The following is a 17,744-nucleotide window of genomic DNA, read 5'->3' as shown; positions in this document are numbered from 1 at the left end:
GAGGTGGATTATGGGAAAATACATTGCCATTGATATTGGTGGAACAAATATCAAATATGGTCTGATTGATGATACGGACATCTTGCTGGAAGCGCATGAAATACCAACAGAGGCCCATAAGGGCGGTCCAGAAATTTTGCGCAAGGTGAAGGGGATTGTAGCAAGTTATTTAGAGCAGACTTCGATTGCTGGGATTTGTATTTCCTCAGCTGGAATGGTCGATCCAGACAAAGGAGAAATTTTTTATTCTGGACCTCAGATTCCGAACTATGCAGGTACTCAGTTCAAGAAAGTATTAGAAGAAGCATTTTCCATTCCTTGTGAGATTGAAAATGATGTCAATTGTGCTGGCTTGGCGGAAGTTATGTCAGGAAGTGGCAAGGGAGCGAACATTGCGATTTGTTTGACGATTGGAACGGGTATCGGTGGCTGCTTGCTGGTGGACGGCCAGGTTTTCCACGGTTTTAGTAATTCAGCCTGTGAAGTCGGCTATGTGTATCTGCCAGACGGTGCTTTCCAAGATGTGGCTTCAACGACTGCCTTGGTCAATTATGTAGCAGAGCTTCACGGAGAAGATCCGGCTATGTGGAATGGACGCCGCATTTTCAAAGAAGTAACAGAAGGAAATGCACGTTGTATCCAAGGAATCGACCGTATGGTCAATTATTTAGGGCAAGGGATTGCGAATATTTGCTATGTGGTCAATCCAGAAGTGGTGATTTTAGGTGGCGGCATTATGGGTCAAGAAGCTATTCTCCGTCCTCGAATTGAAGCTGCTATGAAAGCTTGTCTGGTGCCAAGTATTGCTGAAAAAACCAAGCTCGCTTTCGCTCATCATCAAAATGCTGCGGGGATGTTTGGAGCTTATTATCACTTTAAAAATAAACATCATTAACGAAAAGCCTTCTATAATGAAAACGAGCAAATCCTTTAGTGAGGAGATGCTCGTTTTGTTTAGTACCTTATTTGTGTCGTCTGTAATAGCCATTTAATTTTTGATTTTCCCAAAAACTGTTGAAGATTTTTTCTTTTCTTTCTCGGTCAATTTCTAGGAAAAAGGCATAAAGGAGGTCAATCATAAGTAGCATAGGAAACTGTGCTGAGATGCGTAAAATATACTCTGGTTTGCTTTGAATGGCAACAGTGATGATTTCAGTAAAGGTTTCTTTGACCATGTTGGGATGACCTGTTACTAAAACCGTTTTAGCCCCCATTGCTTGAGCGTCGATGAGGCTGTTGATGATAGATTGCGTTCCTCCAGACAAAGAAAATCCGATAACCAAGCAATTTTCATCTAGGATACTCGTTGTCCAAGCAAAGCCGTCTTGATCTGTCAAAGCCTCGCATATAACACCAAGCCGCATGAAGCGCAATTTCATATCGCGTGCGACAAGACCAGAGCTTCCCGTTCCAAAGAAATAGACGCGTTCAGCCGCTTCGATGAGATTGGCAACGCGCAGCAGTTTGTCTTCATCAATCAATTCCTCAGTTTGTTGCCGAATTTGAGTATAATTTCGAAACACTCTGCGAGACAAGTCATTTTGCAAATGTTCGGCTTGCTCTGCCTTGCCTTGCAACTGGTGAATATATTGAAAATTGAACTCTCTATAGCCTTTAAATCCACATTTTTTTGCAAAGCGTGTCAAGGCTGCTTGAGAAATGTAGAGAGTTTGCGCAACTTTTTGTGAAGAAAGGTCGTCGTAGATACTAGAAGGGCTCAAAAAGTAGTTGGCAATCCGCTTTTCTAAGTCGGTCATGCTATCAAAATGGCTTTCAATCGTCGTTAAGATATGCTGCGTATTTTCCATAAGAGGTCACTTTCTTTGCTTGTAATGATATAGAACAAATGTTTTGAAAAACCTATTTGTATTATAACATAGTTTTACAAAATAAGACGTTAGGCAGCTTGAGAAATAGCATAGGGTGAGATGATTTTAATTAAGCGAAGAAAACCAATAAAACTCTGTGACGAATGGTTTGAAAATGTGTTATAATTTACATAAGTAAACGTTACAGCCATTGTATGATACAAAGGAGGTGCAAGACATGACGAACGCTACTCTTGAGCAAATGCAGGAAATTGAGCAAGCGGCAGATGAAGTGTTGGCGGGCTACAAAAGTCAAATTCAAGAATTGCGAGAGCAAGCTGCCAGCAATCTGAAACAGTTAGAGCGAGCCTACGATGAAGAAAAGCAACAATTGCTTGTTGAGTTAAAGGAACAATCTGAAAAAGAGATTGCCAGCTTGACACAAGACTTAGAAAAAACGAGACAAGAGAACGAAGAAAAAGCCCAAGCAGCTTTATCAAATAAAAAAGAGGCACTGTTGCAAATGATTGTGGATAGGGTGGTAGAAAAATATGGCCATTAGTCACATGCAGGAGTTGTCGTTGCTATTGCCAAACGATTTGTTGGATGATGTCCTCTCCTATTTGCAAAATCTCCAATCGGTTGAAATTCAGGATTTGCAAGCAAAAGAGACTTGGCAGGGAGCTTTTGAGCAAGAGTTGGTATGGCAACCTGATGACGCTTCTTCGGATTATCTTCAAGCGTTGTCTCGGCGGCAGGAAAAACTTGCCAATATGATTGAACGCTTGCAGGCGTTTGTGCCCAAGAAAAAATTACTGGAGTCGTTGAAGGAAGCTCCTTTGGAAACAACCTTTGTAGACTTAGAGCAAGCGGGGCAGGCGTGTGATGAAGAAGTGCTTCTTGCCAATATTCAGCAACACTTTCAAGTCTTGGCAAGAGCGCAGGAAGTAAAAGAGATGGCTCAGTTGGAGATGGCAGAGCTAGAAAAATGGGCGAGTTTAGTCGTTACGCCGTCAGCACTTAAGCATTTTAAATATCTTCGTGCGTTTGTGGGAAGCATTCCAAGCAATGAGAATAATCAGCTCAATGCTCGATTACGGGACTATCCTAATCTAGAAGTCGAAGAGATTTTTACCAGTACCACAGAAAATGGAATTCTTGTGCTGTGTAAAGCAGAAGCAGCTAAGGAAATTCAAGCATTCTTGACAGAGCTTGGTTTCAAGCCTTTTGAATATGCTTTTGAAGAATTACCAAAAGAGCGCTTGATAACCTTGCAAGAAACGATAAAAGAGCAAGAAGTGCTCATCACGTCAACGCAAGCACAACTAGCAGCATCTAATGAGGAGCTGCAACAGCTCAAACTTCAGTTGGATTATCTTTTGAATCTCACCTCTCGCCAAGAGAGCAAGGAAGCCCTTGCCAGCACGCAGAATTTGGTTGCTTTAGAGGGCTGGATGGAGCAGGGGCAGATAGAAGATTTGAAAACGGGTCTTGCGCAACAATTTGGTGGTGCTGTCTTGCTTCAAATCCATGAACTGACGGAAGCCGATCGACAGCGAGTGCCGACAAAACTTAAAAACAATGCACTGGTTGAGCCATTTGAGTTGGTGACAGAAATGTACTCGTTGCCGAGGTACGAGGATAAAGATCCGACGCCCGTTGTGTCGGTCTTCTACTTTATCTTTTTTGGCATGATGGCGGCTGATATTGGCTACGGTCTGTTGCTTTTTGGCGGAACGACCTGGGCTTTGAAGACTTTACATGTCAAGCCAAGTCTGGCAAAGAATTTACGCTTTTTTAGAATTTTAGGAATCGGCGTTGCGCTCTGGGGAGTGATTTATGGTTCTTTCTTTGGCTTCAAATTGCCTTTTGCACTCGTTGATACCAGCACAGATGTAATAACTATTTTGATTATGTCGGTTGTGATTGGCTTTATGACAGTCATGACGGGACTTTTTCTCAGTGGCAAAAAGAACATTCGCCTGAAGGATTATGCGGCGGCCTATAATTCAGGTTTTGCCTGGATGTTGATTCTCATTGGGCTGTTTTTGCTAGCAGCGGGGCAACTGTTCCCAGCTCTTGCTATGGTCGGCTTTCTCGGGCAATGGCTCGCTATTGTAAATGCTGTGGGCATTGTGTTGGTTTCTATTATCAGTGCAAAGAGTTTGAAAGGCTTGGGACCTGCACTGTTTAATCTATACAATATCAGTAGCTATGTAGGAGACTTGGTGAGCTTTACGCGGCTTATGGCTTTGGGGCTTGCTGGTGCGAGTATTGGTTCAGCCTTTAACTTAATTGTTAGTCTCTTTCCACCTTTTGCGCGTTTTAGTATTGGGATTGTGCTGTTTGTCATCCTTCACGCTATCAATATGTTTCTCTCCTTTTTGTCGGGCTATGTGCACGGAGCACGTTTGATTTTTGTTGAATTTTTTGGGAAATTCTACGACGGTGGCGGAAAAGCGTTTAAACCTTTGAAGCCGGCAGAAAAATATGTCCGCTACAAAAAATAGCACAGCGAAATTATTTTAGCAACTCAGCTAGAAGTCTTATGTCATTGACAAAATAATCAAATCAATAATATCTAATATTAGAAATGGAGTTTATTCATGCAAGCTTTTTCATCTTATTTTTCAACTTATGGTGGTGCCTTTTTCGCAGCACTCGGTGTGGTTTTTGCGATTTTTCTCAGCGGTATCGGTTCTGCGCGTAATGTCGGTTCAACCGGTCAGGCTGCAGCAGCCCTATTAAAAGAGCAACCTGAGAAATTCGTCAGTGCTTTGATTTTGCAACTTTTGCCAGGTACACAAGGCTTGTACGGTTTTGTTATCGGGATTTTGATTTTCTTTAAAATTCAACCTGAGATGGCTCTTCCAACAGGCTTGGCACTCTTTTTTGCCGCACTTCCCATTGGGATTGTCGGTTATTATTCTGCTAAATACCAAGGAAATGTCGCGACAGCTGGGATGCAAATTTTGGCAAAGCGACCTGAAGACGTCATGAAAGGGGTTATCCTTGCTGCTATGGTAGAAACCTATGCTATCCTTGCCTTCGTTGTGTCTCTTTTGATGGTTTTGAATGTAAAATGAGACAGATTCAATGTCGTGAAACATCTGATTTCATAGAAGGAGGGAGATATGGGATTTGAGTCTCATTTGAGGGATTCGGTTTTGGAGCAGGCGCATGAAAATGGGCGGCAGCTATTGGCCGATGCTAAAGAATCTATTGAGCGTGAAGCCAAAGAGCAAGAAGCGCAGTTGAAACAAGAAAAACTACAACAGCGTGAGCGAGAAATAAAAATGATGAACCGTCAGGTACAGCGCGAAGTGCAGCAGCTTGAAAATGAAAAACGCCAGTCTACTTTGGCGACTAAGCAAGGGATTTTGAAAGAATTATTTGCGGGGGCTTATGAGCAAATGGCCGCTTGGTCGGTCGAGCAGGAGCAGGCTTTTCTGGAGCAAGTCTTAAAAAAGTATCCGCAAGAAGAGCTTGTTTTGACAGTTGGTTCACGGACATTGGTTAAATATTCGGCTGGACAATTGGAACGATTGTTAGAGCACTATCCGCACGTAAGATTGGCTTCCTCTCCTGTGAGTGGAGAAGCAGGTTTTCTCCTTTCGCGAGGCAACATTGACGATAATTACCTCTACCGCAATTTGGTGGATTCTTTGTGGCAAGAGGAAAGTTATCAGCTTGCTCAGGCGATTTTCCAAAACGAAGCAGAATAAGGAGGTTGTTTCATGAATGAAAAGACCTTCGCACAAGTGAATACGGAAATTAGTATCCATGAGAATAGTTTCTTAAGTCTGACACAATATGAGCAGTTATTGCGAGCTTCGACTTCTGAAAGTCGGTCAGCGGCTTTGGAAGGAACCGCTTATAATCTGAATCATGAACAGCTAACTGACTTAAATGCGATTGAGAAGTTTCTTACGAAACATTTGTTTGCTGAGTACGCTTGGGCTTTTGAAGTCAGTCCAGACTCTGCTTTGGTGGAGTTTTTCACGCTCAAATATACCTATCACAATCTTAAAGTGCTGCTTAAGCACAAGGCGACGGGATTAAATTTAAAGCATCTGTTGATTTCTGTCGGACCCTATCCCTTAGACATTTTGGAGCATTTGACCGCAACTTTTTCTGCTGAACATTGTCCAAAATTGATGGCGGATGAAATAGCAGCAACTTGGGCGGAATATCAAGATTACCAAGATTTGCGCGTTCTGGAAATTGGAATGGATTTGGCGTATTTCAAACACTTAAAAAGTTTGGAGTCTGCATTTGAAGACGAGCGGCTCAAGCAACTGGTGCGGTTGACGATTGATTTTTATAATGCAACGACAGTGCAACGAGCGATTCGGCACCAAAAACCGCACAGTTTTATGACGCAACTCTTATCTGATGAAGGCACTTTGACGAGTGTGGAGTGGATTGAATTGGCAGAACAAGGTCATCTCGCTAGCTGGTTTTCTCAAATCAATCCATTGGAATTTGACGCAGAACTGAGCATTTATGAAGAAAAACTGCGTTCGGGTAAACTGACAAATCTAGAGCTAGAATATTTGGCAGACTTGGTTCAATTTAAACTCCTAGAGCAAGGACGATTTGAAACAAGTGGTCCGCTTCCGTTGGCTCGTTATTTATTGGGAAAAGAGCTAGAGGTAAAAAATCTTCGACTTATTTTAACTGGTTTGACAAATCAGCTTCCAGTAGAGATGATTAAAGAAAGGATGAGACCGATTTATGGCCAGTAAAACTTATAAAATTGGTGTGGTGGGGAACCGCGATGCTATTCTGCCTTTTCGCCTAATTGGTTTTCAAACTTTTCCAGTCACTGAAGCGACCGACGCGGTGAATACTTTACGGCGATTGCGCCGAGAAGATTTTGCTATTATTTATTTGACAGAGGATATGGCCGCAGAAATCCCTGAAACGCTGGCTTACTATGATAAGCAAGTGTTGCCAGCGATTATCTTAATCCCGACCCATAAAGGGGTAACGGGATTAGGACAGGAGCGTATTCGCGAGAACGTAGAAAAAGCAGTCGGACAGGATATATTAAAGTAGAAGGAGCAAGACTTGAGTCAAGGAAAGATTATAAAAGTTTCGGGGCCTTTGGTGGTTGCCTCTAGGATGCAGGACGCGAATATTCAGGATATTTGTCGTGTGGGCAATTTGGGCTTGATTGGGGAAATCATTGAGATGCGTCGAGATGAAGCTTCTATTCAGGTGTATGAAGAGACCTCTGGGCTTGGACCGGGAGAGCCAGTGGAAACGACAGGGAGTCCGTTGTCGGTTGAGCTTGGACCGGGGCTGATTTCGCAAATGTTTGATGGAATTCAGCGCCCTTTGGCACGTTTTCAAACAGTGACACAGAGTGATTTTCTGGTACGCGGAGTGCAGTTGCCTCATTTGAATCGTGAGACCAAATGGGACTTTGTACCTTGTCTGGAGATTGGAGCAGAGGTGACTGCTGGAGACATTTTGGGAACAGTTCAAGAAACCGAGCTGGTGGTCCACCGAATTCTAGTGCCAATTGGTGTCAGCGGGCGGTTGACGGCTATTGAGGCTGGCAGCTTCACGGTTGAGGATGCGGTCTATGAGATTGAGCAGGCAGACGGCTCCGTTTTTGTCGGCAGCCTTATGCAGAAATGGCCGGTTCGCCGAGGTCGCCCCTTTGCTCAAAAGCTGATTCCAGAGGAGCCTTTGGTGACGGGCCAACGAGTGATTGATACCTTTTTCCCCGTGACCAAGGGTGGGGCAGCTGCTGTTCCAGGTCCTTTTGGAGCTGGCAAGACCGTTGTTCAGCACCAGGTCGCTAAATTTGCCAATGTGGATATTGTGATTTATGTTGGCTGCGGCGAGCGAGGCAATGAAATGACCGACGTGCTGAATGAATTTCCCGAGCTAATCGATCCAGCGACTGGTCAGTCTATCATGCAACGTACTGTTCTGATTGCCAATACGTCTAATATGCCAGTTGCGGCGCGTGAGGCTTCTATCTACACAGGAATCACCATTGCTGAGTATTTCCGAGATATGGGCTATTCTGTTGCCATCATGGCAGATTCGACTTCGCGTTGGGCAGAAGCTCTGCGGGAAATGTCAGGGCGTTTGGAAGAAATGCCGGGTGACGAAGGATATCCTGCCTATCTAGGCAGCCGAATCGCTGAATATTACGAACGAGCTGGTCGGGTTAAAACCTTAGGGAGTGATGAGCGCGAGGGAAGCATTACCGCAATCGGTGCCGTTTCCCCTCCAGGTGGAGATATATCAGAGCCAGTCACGCAAAATACCCTGCGGATTGTCAAGGTGTTCTGGGGCTTAGACGCTCAGTTGGCACAACGTCGCCATTTCCCTGCGATTAACTGGCTGAGCTCTTACTCGCTTTATCTAGACGAGGTAGGGCAATATATCGATCAGCATGAACAGCTGGCTTGGTCGGAAAAGGTGACCAAGGCGATGAACATTCTCCAAAAAGAGAGTGAGCTACAGGAAATCGTGCGGCTGGTCGGTCTGGATTCTCTGTCTGAAAGGGATCGTCTCACCATGAATACAGCAAAAATGATTCGCGAGGACTACCTGCAACAAAATGCTTTTGATGAGGTTGACACCTACACCTCCTTTAAAAAACAAGTAACTCTGCTCACTAATATCTTAACATTTGATGAAGAAGCCAATCGTGCCTTGAATTTAGGTGCCTACTTTACTGAAATCATGAATGGTACTGTGGAGCTACGCGATCGGATTGCTCGCTCGAAATTTATCCCAGAAGAGCAGCTGGATGCAATTTGTGACTTAGATACCGCTATTCGAGCAAATCTGCATGAGATTCTTGCCCAAGGAGGAGCAGACAATGAACGTGATTAAAGAATACCGTACCGTCAGCGAAGTTGTCGGTCCCTTGATGATTGTGGAGCAAGTAGAAGGGGTGCATTTTAATGAATTGGTGGAAATCCAGCTCCATGACGGAACCAGGCGTCAGGGACAGGTTTTGGAAGTGCAGGAAGATAAGGCGATGGTGCAGCTATTTGAAGGTTCTAGCGGTATCAATCTAGAAAAAGCCAAGGTGCGTTTTACCGGTCGCCCGCTTGAATTGCCAGTGTCAGAAGATATGGTAGGACGGATTTTCAACGGTATGGGCAAACCAATTGACGGGGGTCCAGATATTCTGCCTGAGAAATACCTAGATATTGACGGTCAAGCCATCAATCCGGTCGCCCGAGATTATCCCGATGAGTTTATCCAGACGGGGATTTCAGCCATTGATCACCTTAATACTTTGGTGCGCGGTCAAAAATTGCCAGTTTTCTCTGGGTCAGGTCTGCCTCATAAGGAATTGGCTGCTCAAATTGCTCGTCAAGCTACTGTGCTTAATTCAGAAGAAAATTTTGCGGTGGTTTTTGCGGCTATGGGGATTACCTTTGAAGAAGCCGAATTTTTCATGAACGACTTGCGGGAAACGGGAGCTATTGACCGATCTATCCTCTTTATCAATCTAGCCAATGATCCTGCTATTGAGCGGATTGCAACGCCACGAATTGCCCTGACTGCTGCTGAATATTTGGCTTATGAAAAGGATATGCACGTTCTCGTCATCATGACAGATATGACCAACTATTGCGAGGCCTTGCGCGAAGTATCCGCGGCTCGTCGAGAAGTGCCGGGGCGTCGAGGTTATCCGGGTTATCTCTATACCAATCTTTCCACCCTTTATGAACGGGCGGGGCGCTTAGTGGGGAAGAAAGGCTCGGTGACGCAGATTCCTATTCTCACAATGCCTGAGGATGACATCACTCACCCCATTCCTGATTTGACAGGTTACATCACCGAAGGCCAGATTATCCTTTCGCGTGACCTTTACAACAGCGGTTATCGTCCACCGATTAACGTATTGCCGTCTCTTTCGCGCCTCAAAGACAAGGGCTCTGGCGAAGGAAAGACTCGGGGAGACCATGCAGCAACCATGAATCAGCTTTTTGCGGCTTATGCTCAAGGTAAGCAGGCCAAAGAATTAGCGGTTGTATTGGGAGAGTCCGCACTATCTGACACCGATAAGCTTTATGTTCAATTTACCGAGCGATTTGAAAAAGAATACATCAATCAAGGTTTTTATACCAATCGGACGATTGAAGAAAGTTTGGATCTAGGCTGGGAATTGTTGTCTATTTTGCCACGGACAGAACTTAAGCGGATCAAGGACGACATGATTGACCAATATTTGCCAGAAAGCAAGCAGCACATTTAAGGAGGTGAGCCAATGACTCGTTTGAACGTCAAACCAACCCGAATGGAGCTCAACAATCTAAAAGAGCGCTTGAAAACAGCTACTCGCGGATACAAGCTTCTCAAGGATAAGCGGGATGAATTGATGCGTCGTTTCATTGAAGCTGTTCGCGAGAACAATCGCCTTCGCCAAAAAATTGAAACAGCTCTGGTTGGTCACATGCAGGACTTTGTATTGGCAAAAGCCTTAGAAAGTGACCTCATGGTAGAAGAAATTTTTGCTGTTCCTATGCGAGAAGTCAATCTTCATATTGAACAGGAAAATATCATGAGTGTGCAGGTGCCCAAAATGCATGCTCATATTGACAATCCTTATGGTGATGATGAGGGAGATGTGGTTTATAGCTATGTAGCTTCTAACAGTCAGATGGATGAGACGATTGAGGATATGGGCAACCTATTGCCCGATCTCCTGCGCTTAGCAGAAATTGAAAAGAGTTGCCAGCTGATGGCAGATGAGATTGAAAAGATCCGTCGTAGGGTCAATGGCTTAGAGTATGCAACCATTCCGAATCTCACAGAGACCATTCATTATATCGAGATGAAGCTAGAAGAAGCCGAACGCGCTAGTCTAGTGAGAGTAATGAAAGTGAAATAAACTAAAAACAAAATGGATGGTGGATTCTATGAACTCACGTCCGTTTGTTTTTTTGAGGTAGCGATATAAACAATGAGAGTCTCCAACTCCACTCTCTCACATTTTCCATAAAATGCGGGAATTTTCTGATAAATCATGTTATAATAGAACAGACTACACGAAAAGGACAGAAACTCATGACTTTAGTTTATCAATCAACGCGTGACGCAAACAATACGGTGACAGCCAGCCAGGCGATTTTGCAGGGGTTAGCAACGGATGGCGGTCTCTTTACGCCGATTTCTTATCCACAGGTAGAGCTGGATTTTGCCAAACTCAAAGACGCTTCCTATCAGGAAGTTGCAAAATTGATTTTATCCGCTTTTTTAGATGACTTTACAGATCAAGAGCTGGATGACTGCATTAACAATGCCTATGACAGCAAATTTTACACACCAGAGATTGCTCCTTTGGTGAAACTGAATGGTCAGTATAATTTGGAACTTTTCCATGGTTCTACTATTGCTTTCAAGGATATGGCTTTGTCTATTCTCCCGCATTTGATGACGACGGCAGCGAAAAAGCATGGTTTGAAAAATAAAATCGTCATTCTGACGGCGACTTCTGGTGATACCGGAAAAGCAGCTATGGCAGGCTTTGCCGATGTGCCAGGAACGGAAATCATCGTCTTTTACCCTAAAGATGGTGTCAGCAAGGTTCAGGAGCTGCAAATGACCACTCAGACGGGTGACAATACTCATGTGGTGGCTATTGAGGGCAATTTTGATGATGCTCAGACTAATGTCAAACACATGTTTAATGATGTGGATCTTCGTGAGCGTTTAGCTACACATCAGTTGCAATTTTCTTCTGCCAACTCCATGAATATCGGGCGTTTGGTGCCACAGATTGTTTACTATGTTTATGCCTATGCACAATTGGTCAAAACCGGTCAGATTCAGGCAGGCGAAGCAGTTAATTTTGCTGTTCCAACTGGAAACTTCGGCAACATTTTGGCAGCCTACTATGCTAAACAAATCGGTCTTCCGGTGGGCAAGTTGATCTGTGCTTCCAACGAAAACAATGTTTTGACTGATTTCTTTAAGACGCGGGTCTATGATAAAAAGCGTAGCTTTAAGGTAACGTCTAGTCCGTCTATGGATATTTTAGTTTCTTCAAACTTAGAGCGTTTAATTTTCCACCTGTTAGGAAATAGTGCAGAAAAGACAGCAGATTTGATGAAGGGTCTCAATCAGGACGGTCAGTATGAGTTGACAGATTTTGATTCAGCTATTTTAGAACTCTTTGCAGCAGAATATGCCACCGAAGCAGAAACTGCAGCTGAAATCAGACGAGTTTATGAAGCGTCTGATTACATTGAAGATCCACACACAGCAGTCGCCTCTGCTGTTTATCAAAAATATCGGACGGCTACAGGTGATGAGACCAAGACAGTCATTGCTTCAACCGCCAGCCCTTATAAATTTCCAGTAGTAGCAGTCGAAGCTGTGACTGGGCAGACAGGTCTGAGTGATTTTGAAGCATTGGCTAAGTTACATGAGCTTTCCGGTGTGGCAGTTCCACCAGCGGTGGATGGCTTAGAAAACGCACAAGTTCGCCATAAAACGACTGTTGCTGCTGACCAAATGCAGGCAACAGTAGAAAGTTATTTAGGACTTTAATCATCTAACAAATTTTTGTAACAAACACTCAGCTGGTAGCCAACTGAGTGTTTTCAGATTGCAACAGGATGTAAACAAAATATTGCCAGCAAAGTGCAGAAAAGTGTATAATCAAAAGCAGGAGTTTCATGATGTATGACCACTTATAAAAAGATTTTAAATATTGCGCTGCCAGCCATGGTCGAAAACTTTTTGCAGATGCTAATGGGAATGGTGGACTCGTATTTGGTAGCGAGTCTCGGTCTCGTAGCTATTTCAGGAGTTTCGGTTGCTGGTAATATTATTACGATTTACCAAGCTATTTTTATTGCGCTGGGAGCAGCGGTATCCAGTCTCATTTCCAAGAGTTTGGGAGAAGGAGATCAAGACACTCTGGCTTATCACACTAGCGAAGCCATTAAATTAACTCTGATTTTGAGCCTCTTTCTAGGACTTTTCTCGCTTGTTTTTGGACGCCAGATATTAACTTGGCTGGGAACGGAGCCTGCCGTCGCTAATGCAGGTGGTCTCTATCTAGCGTTGATTGGAGGAACAGTTGTCCTTTTGGGAATGATGACAAGTCTGGGAGCCTTGATTCGGGTGACTAGTAATCCTCGTCTTCCCATGTATGTCAGTTTTTTGAGCAATCTGCTCAATGTCCTTTTTTCCAGTCTCGCGATTTTTATTTTCCACATGGGAATCGTTGGAGTGGCGCTGGGCACCATTTTAGCTCGTCTGGTGGGCGTTTTGATTTTATGGAAAGAATTGTCTCTGCCTCTGGCGTCTTGGAGTTGGAAGCTGGATTGGGAACTGCTGCGTTTATCTCTGCCAGCTGCTGGAGAGCGGCTAATGATGCGGGCTGGAGACGTGGTGATTATTGCTATTATCGTTAAGTTCGGGACAGATGCTGTTGCGGGAAATGCAATTGGAGAGGTTCTGACCCAGTTCAACTATATGCCGGGCTTTGGAGTCGCTACTGCAACTGTTATGTTAGTGGCTCATGCGGTGGGGCAGGCAGATTTTCAAACAGTTAGGAAGCTGACGAAGCAGACCTACTGGCTATCTCTAGGGCTCATGTTGCCGGTGGCTCTATTTATTTTTGCATTTGGACAGCCACTAACACATCTTTATACAAAGGATAGTGGCGCTGTGACAGCGAGCTTATCGGTCATTCTTTTTTCACTTTTGGGTGTGCCTATGACAGCAGGAACAGTCATCTACACGGCTGTTTGGCAAGGATTGGGCAATGCTAAGTTACCTTTTTATGCCACGACTGTCGGTATGTGGCTGATTCGCATCGTGGCGGGCTATTTTATGGGGGTAACTCTGGGATTGGGCTTGCCCGGAGTTTGGACTGCTACCCTTTTGGACAATGCCTTTCGCTGGATTTTTTTACAAATCATCTATCAACGGAAAATGAGGAGTCAAACATGACAAGAGCTTTTATTTGGGATTTGGACGGAACGTTGTTGGATTCCTATGATGCGATTTTGGCGGGGATTGAAGAAACCTATATTCATTATGGATTGGACTTTGACCGAGAGGGCATTCGTGCTTATATTTTGCAGCATTCTGTTCAGAAATTGCTGGAGAAAGTCGCAGCCGAAAAAGGTTTAGATGCTGAAGAAATGAACCGTTTTCGAGGTCAAAGTTTGCAAGAGAAAAATGCTCAAATTCGTCTTATGAAAGGCGCGAAAGCGATTCTTGCTTGGGCACAAAAGGAGAATATTGCTCAGTTTGTCTATACCCACAAGGGGAAAAATGCTTATCAAATTTTAGCTGATTTAGAGATTTTGGATTATTTTACAGAAATCGTGACAACTGCAAATGGATTTGCAAGAAAACCTGACCCAGAAGGTGTGAACTATCTCGTAGAGAAATACCAGCTGGATAAAGCAAGCGCTTACTATATCGGCGATCGAACGCTGGATGTAGATGTTGCCTTTAACAGCGGTATTCAATCAATCAATTTCTGCGATTACCGACCAACACTCAATCAAAAAATCAACCATTTATTAGATATTAAAAAGCTAATCCGTTAAAGAAAGGCAAAATACTTGCTTTTCTTTTTTTGATAGCCTATAATTGATTTATCAATAGTTGACTAGTCAATCAAAATCAGAAAGGAGAAATATGGTTGCCATTCATCGCCTGCTGTATCAATTGCATTTAACTGATCAAGCCATCACGCAACTCTTTGAGCAAAAATTAGAAATCAGCTTAACGCGGTACGAGATACTGAATTTTTTATTGGACAATGCTCCGTGCAGTCAAGTTGCTGTGCAAGAAGTTTTAAAAATCGATCCCGCAGCATTGACCCGACACTTCAAGCTCTTAGAAGAGCGTGGTTATGTTCAACGAAGTCGCAATCCCAAAAATCAACGAGAGGTCCTAGTGAATGTCACGAATGTTGCAAAAGAGCAGCTTCTGCACGCACCGCCGAATTATCATGTAGATGTCAAAAAGCAAATGGAAAAAATCCTCTCGGCTGATGAACAAAAAACGCTGAGCACTTTATTAGAAAAACTTGTATCTGGCTTAGACCAGATTACCGTGGAAAAACATTAGAAAGAAGAAATTATGTCACTCATTACTACTATATTGGCTACAATTGTCGCACTGGAACACCTCTATATCTTTTATCTAGAGAGTATCGCTACCCAATCAGACAGCACCAGCCGAGTCTTTAACATGACAAAGGAAGAATTGTCTCGCCCGTCCGTCACATCTTTGTTTCAAAATCAAGGGATTTACAATGCCTTTTTAGCTCTTTTCCTGCTATATGGCTTGTATATTTCACATAATTTAGAAATCGTGGCCATTTTTGTTTTATTTGTCATTGGAGTTGCAGCTTATGGAGCTGTAACGGCTAATAAGAAAATCATCTTGACCCAAGGTGGGCCTGCTATTTTAGCTATTTTAAGCATTTTGCTATTTAAATAGAATCAGAGATTAACCTTTATAAAGAGGTAAACGAATCGTCGTTAACATTCTTTTGCTATAATTTTAGAGGAATAATTCTATAATAGAAATGTCAGACCAAAAGATTTCCCTGAGCGAAGTCAATCAAAGCATCTTAACGCCTAAAAACGCTGGCTTCTTCGCTTGGCAACTCGCTTATTAGCTCTTTTGCCAGTAGTGATTGTGCTATTTTATATGGGGACAAAGAGCAGGTGCTGGACAGTCTTTTGGTCGATTCCCAAGTCTTTCTTTCAGTTGCCTTGCCGTTTCTATTTTATGAACCATTTTGAATGTAAAACTTGTATTTAAAATGAGCCATGCTTCATTTTTCTCTAGAATAAATGGCTTAAAAGCGCTATAATGAAAGTGAAAAGATTCTCATATATGGAGGTGTCAAGATGGACGAATTGAAAAAAGTTTTGCTGGCAGGGATTGGATTGACTTCCATGACTTATGATAAAGCCACCGAATTTGTCAAAGAATTGATTGCCAAAGGTCGCTTGACGGTGGATGAAGGTAAGCAGCTTCAGTCAGAGTTAAAGCGCAAAGTCAGTGAAAAAACAGCTGAAAGTCAAACGAAACAAGCAGATGATGTATATGCTACCAAGCAAGACATTGAACGACTGGAAGAAAAATTAGATCAGCTGCTCAAAGGGCTTTCAAAAACAGAAGAATAATCTTCCATGATAACGCAGTCACAACTTTATAAAGGCTGCGTTTTTTGCTAAACTAAAAGTAGGATTTGAAAGAAAAGCTGACAATTACAAACAGAATGAGGATAACCTTATGGCAAACAAACGCTTACGAGAGATTCTAACAGCCTTTAGTGCAGTTGGCTGGTCCAATCTGAAAGATCGAAAAAAACCATTGGACGAGAAAAAAGCTCCCAAGCAATTGCGAGAAGCTTTTGAACAATTAGGACCCAGTTTTGTAAAAATCGGTCAAATTTTATCTACCCGCAGTGACTTATTGCCAGAAATCTATATCAAGGAATTGAGCAAGCTACAAGATGACGTCAATCCTTTGGACAAAGAGACGGTTATGGCTGCGATTGAAGACGAGTTAAAGCGCCCAATTGAGCAACTCTTCTTAGACGTCTCGCAGGAACATTTAGCGAGTGCTTCCGTCGCACAAACTCACCGAGCTGTTTTGTTAAATGGCGATGAAGTCGTGTTGAAGATTCAGCGTCCACATATTCAAGAACAAATTACAGAAGACATTGCTCTCTTGATTCGCCTAGCTCGTCATTTTCCTAAGCATTTGCTGCCTATGGTGGATTTGCCAAAGATTCTGCAACAGTTGCAGACCACCCTCTTGAACGAAATTGACTTTCGTAACGAAGCTAGGTACATGGATGAGTTCACTCGCTACAATCAAGATATCCCTTGTGTTGGCGTACCAAAAGTCTATCCAGATTTTACCACTCCGCATTTGATTGTGGAAGAATACATTCCTGGCGTCCGCATCAATCAATATGCTATTTTACAAGAAGCTGGCTACGATTTGGCAGATATTGGTCAGAAACTCATGCTGAGCTTTATCAAGCAAGTCTTTAAAGACGGATTTTTTCATGGTGATCCACACCCTGGCAATCTCTTGATTCATGAAGGAAAGATTTATTTTATTGATTTTGGGATTATGGGGGAATTGGAAACGGGTTTTCGTGTGTCTCTAAACGACATGTTGTCTAGTTTTACGACACAGGATATTGACTCGATGACACAGGCCATTCTGACCATTACGACTGCTAGTGAACCAATCAATAAATTGCAATTAGAGCAAGATGTTGAACGTATGCTAACCAAATACGGCAATTTAGAGTTGGGTTCCTTGTCTATTACAGATATGTTTGAGGACGTAGTAGCGATTTGTACGCGTCATCATTTGCAAGTACCGTCCCAGATGACAATCTTAGAAAAAGCAGCCCTGCAAATTGAGGGACTCTTTCGCGAGTTAGCTCCTAACATCAATCTGATGACCTTAGCCAAGCAATATTTCCTCGAAAATATGAAATCAGACATCCTGCACCAGACTTTGAGTTACGATTCTTTCTTAATCGAACTACTTTATTTGCTGCGACATGGGAAAAGTATCCCAAGACGGCTTCACCAGCTAGTGGAACAGATTGTGAATGGTCGCTTGGTCGTCAATCATGACTTAATTGACTACAATCAACGCTTTCGTCGTATCGAATCCGTAGCCAATCGTCTTGTACTAAGCCTGGTCTTCCTAGCTTTATTACTGACAGGTGGGATTTTAACCCTCAATCCAGATACGCTATTCTTGGCAAAATTCCTTTTTACCTTAGCGACAATGGTATTGCTGTGGTTACTCTATCTCATCATTCGCTCTACAAGATGAGAACACAAAAAAGAGCGCGACAAGTTGAATTTTTGAAAATCACAACTTATCTCGTTCCCACAATCTTAAAATAGCACATTAGAAATTAGACATTAG

Annotated in this window: 18 protein-coding genes and 1 pseudogene; 18 read left to right on the top strand and 1 reads right to left on the bottom strand. The window is 43.1% G+C overall.

Annotated elements, in window-relative coordinates; translation table 11 throughout:
* Positions 1 to 10: 10 nt before the first annotated feature.
* Positions 11 to 895 carry an ROK family protein gene (locus tag FQ204_RS03305; protein WP_144208605.1) on the top strand — a complete coding sequence of 295 codons (885 nt, stop codon included), beginning with the start codon at positions 11 to 13 and terminating at the stop codon, positions 893 to 895.
* Between the two features lie 67 nt (positions 896 to 962).
* On the opposite strand, the gene FQ204_RS03300 is transcribed toward FQ204_RS03305, so the two are convergent.
* The gene (locus tag FQ204_RS03300) at positions 963 to 1,808 is read right to left on the bottom strand and encodes a MurR/RpiR family transcriptional regulator (protein ID WP_144208602.1); all 846 of its coding nucleotides are present in this window, start codon (positions 1,806 to 1,808) and stop codon (positions 963 to 965) included.
* A gap of 238 nt (positions 1,809 to 2,046) precedes the next feature.
* Here FQ204_RS03300 and FQ204_RS03295 point away from each other — a divergent pair, with 238 nt between their 5' ends.
* The 17 genes and pseudogenes from FQ204_RS03295 to FQ204_RS03215 all read left to right on the top strand — a co-directional run bounded on the left by FQ204_RS03295 (position 2,047) and on the right by FQ204_RS03215 (position 17,648).
* Positions 2,047 to 2,370: a hypothetical protein gene (locus FQ204_RS03295; RefSeq protein ID WP_144208599.1), complete on the top strand. Its 324-nt coding sequence runs from the start codon at positions 2,047 to 2,049 to the stop codon at positions 2,368 to 2,370.
* Entirely contained in the window at positions 2,360 to 4,318 is a 1,959-nt protein-coding gene (locus FQ204_RS03290) for a V-type ATP synthase subunit I (RefSeq protein ID WP_144208596.1), read from the top strand. Before FQ204_RS03295 ends, FQ204_RS03290 begins: the two co-directional genes overlap by 11 nt.
* A gap of 96 nt (positions 4,319 to 4,414) precedes the next feature.
* Positions 4,415 to 4,894: a V-type ATP synthase subunit K gene (locus FQ204_RS03285; RefSeq protein WP_144208593.1), complete on the top strand. Its 480-nt coding sequence runs from the start codon at positions 4,415 to 4,417 to the stop codon at positions 4,892 to 4,894.
* A gap of 48 nt (positions 4,895 to 4,942) precedes the next feature.
* Positions 4,943 to 5,533 carry a hypothetical protein gene (locus FQ204_RS03280; protein WP_144208590.1) on the top strand — a complete coding sequence of 197 codons (591 nt, stop codon included), beginning with the start codon at positions 4,943 to 4,945 and terminating at the stop codon, positions 5,531 to 5,533.
* A 12-nt stretch (positions 5,534 to 5,545) separates the two neighbouring features.
* Positions 5,546 to 6,556, top strand: coding sequence for a V-type ATPase subunit (locus FQ204_RS03275; protein ID WP_144208587.1), 1,011 nt, complete (start codon positions 5,546 to 5,548; stop codon positions 6,554 to 6,556).
* On the top strand, positions 6,546 to 6,869 hold the full coding sequence (locus FQ204_RS03270; protein ID WP_144208584.1) for a V-type ATP synthase subunit F: 324 nt from the start codon (positions 6,546 to 6,548) through the stop codon (positions 6,867 to 6,869). Before FQ204_RS03275 ends, FQ204_RS03270 begins: the two co-directional genes overlap by 11 nt.
* A gap of 12 nt (positions 6,870 to 6,881) precedes the next feature.
* Positions 6,882 to 8,672: a V-type ATP synthase subunit A gene (locus FQ204_RS03265; protein ID WP_144208581.1), complete on the top strand. Its 1,791-nt coding sequence runs from the start codon at positions 6,882 to 6,884 to the stop codon at positions 8,670 to 8,672.
* Positions 8,659 to 10,050 carry a V-type ATP synthase subunit B gene (locus FQ204_RS03260; protein ID WP_144208578.1) on the top strand — a complete coding sequence of 464 codons (1,392 nt, stop codon included), beginning with the start codon at positions 8,659 to 8,661 and terminating at the stop codon, positions 10,048 to 10,050. Before FQ204_RS03265 ends, FQ204_RS03260 begins: the two co-directional genes overlap by 14 nt.
* A 12-nt stretch (positions 10,051 to 10,062) precedes the next feature.
* Positions 10,063 to 10,686, top strand: coding sequence for a V-type ATP synthase subunit D (locus FQ204_RS03255; RefSeq protein ID WP_144208576.1), 624 nt, complete (start codon positions 10,063 to 10,065; stop codon positions 10,684 to 10,686).
* Between the two features lie 176 nt (positions 10,687 to 10,862).
* Positions 10,863 to 12,347 carry a threonine synthase gene (thrC, locus tag FQ204_RS03250; protein WP_144208573.1) on the top strand — a complete coding sequence of 495 codons (1,485 nt, stop codon included), beginning with the start codon at positions 10,863 to 10,865 and terminating at the stop codon, positions 12,345 to 12,347.
* 135 nt (positions 12,348 to 12,482) lie between these two features.
* Entirely contained in the window at positions 12,483 to 13,760 is a 1,278-nt protein-coding gene (locus FQ204_RS03245; RefSeq protein ID WP_144208570.1) for an MATE family efflux transporter, read from the top strand.
* Positions 13,757 to 14,368, top strand: coding sequence for an HAD-IA family hydrolase (locus tag FQ204_RS03240; RefSeq protein ID WP_144208567.1), 612 nt, complete (start codon positions 13,757 to 13,759; stop codon positions 14,366 to 14,368). The genes FQ204_RS03245 and FQ204_RS03240 overlap by 4 nt, the downstream gene beginning before the upstream one ends.
* 91 nt (positions 14,369 to 14,459) lie before the next feature.
* A complete protein-coding gene (locus FQ204_RS03235) occupies positions 14,460 to 14,894 on the top strand; it encodes a MarR family winged helix-turn-helix transcriptional regulator (protein WP_144208565.1) in 435 nt (144 codons plus the stop codon).
* A 12-nt stretch (positions 14,895 to 14,906) separates the two neighbouring features.
* A complete protein-coding gene (locus FQ204_RS03230) occupies positions 14,907 to 15,269 on the top strand; it encodes a DUF1304 domain-containing protein (RefSeq protein WP_144208562.1) in 363 nt (120 codons plus the stop codon).
* 147 nt (positions 15,270 to 15,416) lie between these two features.
* Positions 15,417 to 15,565 (top strand): annotated as a pseudogene (locus FQ204_RS03225) (divalent metal cation transporter); the annotation flags it as partial.
* A 120-nt stretch (positions 15,566 to 15,685) separates the two neighbouring features.
* Positions 15,686 to 15,964: a phasin family protein gene (locus FQ204_RS03220; protein WP_144208559.1), complete on the top strand. Its 279-nt coding sequence runs from the start codon at positions 15,686 to 15,688 to the stop codon at positions 15,962 to 15,964.
* Positions 15,965 to 16,073: 109 nt separating this feature from the next.
* Positions 16,074 to 17,648 (top strand): ABC1 kinase family protein, encoded by a 1,575-nt coding sequence (locus FQ204_RS03215; RefSeq protein WP_144208556.1) that lies wholly within the window; start codon positions 16,074 to 16,076, stop codon positions 17,646 to 17,648.
* The last annotated feature ends 96 nt before the right edge of the window (positions 17,649 to 17,744 follow it).

The organism is Streptococcus constellatus (assembly GCF_902167705.1).
GTDB lineage: Bacteria > Bacillota > Bacilli > Lactobacillales > Streptococcaceae > Streptococcus > Streptococcus constellatus_A.
This window is presented reverse-complemented; position numbering and strand designations above follow the sequence as displayed.

Excerpts from the sequence above, each read along its gene's own strand:
- FQ204_RS03295 (WP_144208599.1), top strand. The coding sequence starts at position 2,047 with ATGACGAACGCTACTCTTGAGCAAATGCAGGAAATTGAGCAAGCGGCA.
- FQ204_RS03215 (WP_144208556.1), top strand. The coding sequence starts at position 16,074 with ATGGCAAACAAACGCTTACGAGAGATTCTAACAGCCTTTAGTGCAGTT.
- FQ204_RS03290 (WP_144208596.1), top strand. The coding sequence starts at position 2,360 with ATGGCCATTAGTCACATGCAGGAGTTGTCGTTGCTATTGCCAAACGAT.
- FQ204_RS03270 (WP_144208584.1), top strand. The coding sequence starts at position 6,546 with ATGGCCAGTAAAACTTATAAAATTGGTGTGGTGGGGAACCGCGATGCT.
- FQ204_RS03235 (WP_144208565.1), top strand. The coding sequence starts at position 14,460 with ATGGTTGCCATTCATCGCCTGCTGTATCAATTGCATTTAACTGATCAA.
- thrC (WP_144208573.1), top strand. The coding sequence starts at position 10,863 with ATGACTTTAGTTTATCAATCAACGCGTGACGCAAACAATACGGTGACA.
- FQ204_RS03305 (WP_144208605.1), top strand. The coding sequence starts at position 11 with ATGGGAAAATACATTGCCATTGATATTGGTGGAACAAATATCAAATAT.
- FQ204_RS03300 (WP_144208602.1), bottom strand. The coding sequence starts at position 1,808 with ATGGAAAATACGCAGCATATCTTAACGACGATTGAAAGCCATTTTGAT.
- FQ204_RS03245 (WP_144208570.1), top strand. The coding sequence starts at position 12,483 with ATGACCACTTATAAAAAGATTTTAAATATTGCGCTGCCAGCCATGGTC.
- FQ204_RS03220 (WP_144208559.1), top strand. The coding sequence starts at position 15,686 with ATGGACGAATTGAAAAAAGTTTTGCTGGCAGGGATTGGATTGACTTCC.
- FQ204_RS03285 (WP_144208593.1), top strand. The coding sequence starts at position 4,415 with ATGCAAGCTTTTTCATCTTATTTTTCAACTTATGGTGGTGCCTTTTTC.
- FQ204_RS03275 (WP_144208587.1), top strand. The coding sequence starts at position 5,546 with ATGAATGAAAAGACCTTCGCACAAGTGAATACGGAAATTAGTATCCAT.
- FQ204_RS03260 (WP_144208578.1), top strand. The coding sequence starts at position 8,659 with ATGAACGTGATTAAAGAATACCGTACCGTCAGCGAAGTTGTCGGTCCC.
- FQ204_RS03230 (WP_144208562.1), top strand. The coding sequence starts at position 14,907 with ATGTCACTCATTACTACTATATTGGCTACAATTGTCGCACTGGAACAC.
- FQ204_RS03240 (WP_144208567.1), top strand. The coding sequence starts at position 13,757 with ATGACAAGAGCTTTTATTTGGGATTTGGACGGAACGTTGTTGGATTCC.
- FQ204_RS03255 (WP_144208576.1), top strand. The coding sequence starts at position 10,063 with ATGACTCGTTTGAACGTCAAACCAACCCGAATGGAGCTCAACAATCTA.
- FQ204_RS03280 (WP_144208590.1), top strand. The coding sequence starts at position 4,943 with ATGGGATTTGAGTCTCATTTGAGGGATTCGGTTTTGGAGCAGGCGCAT.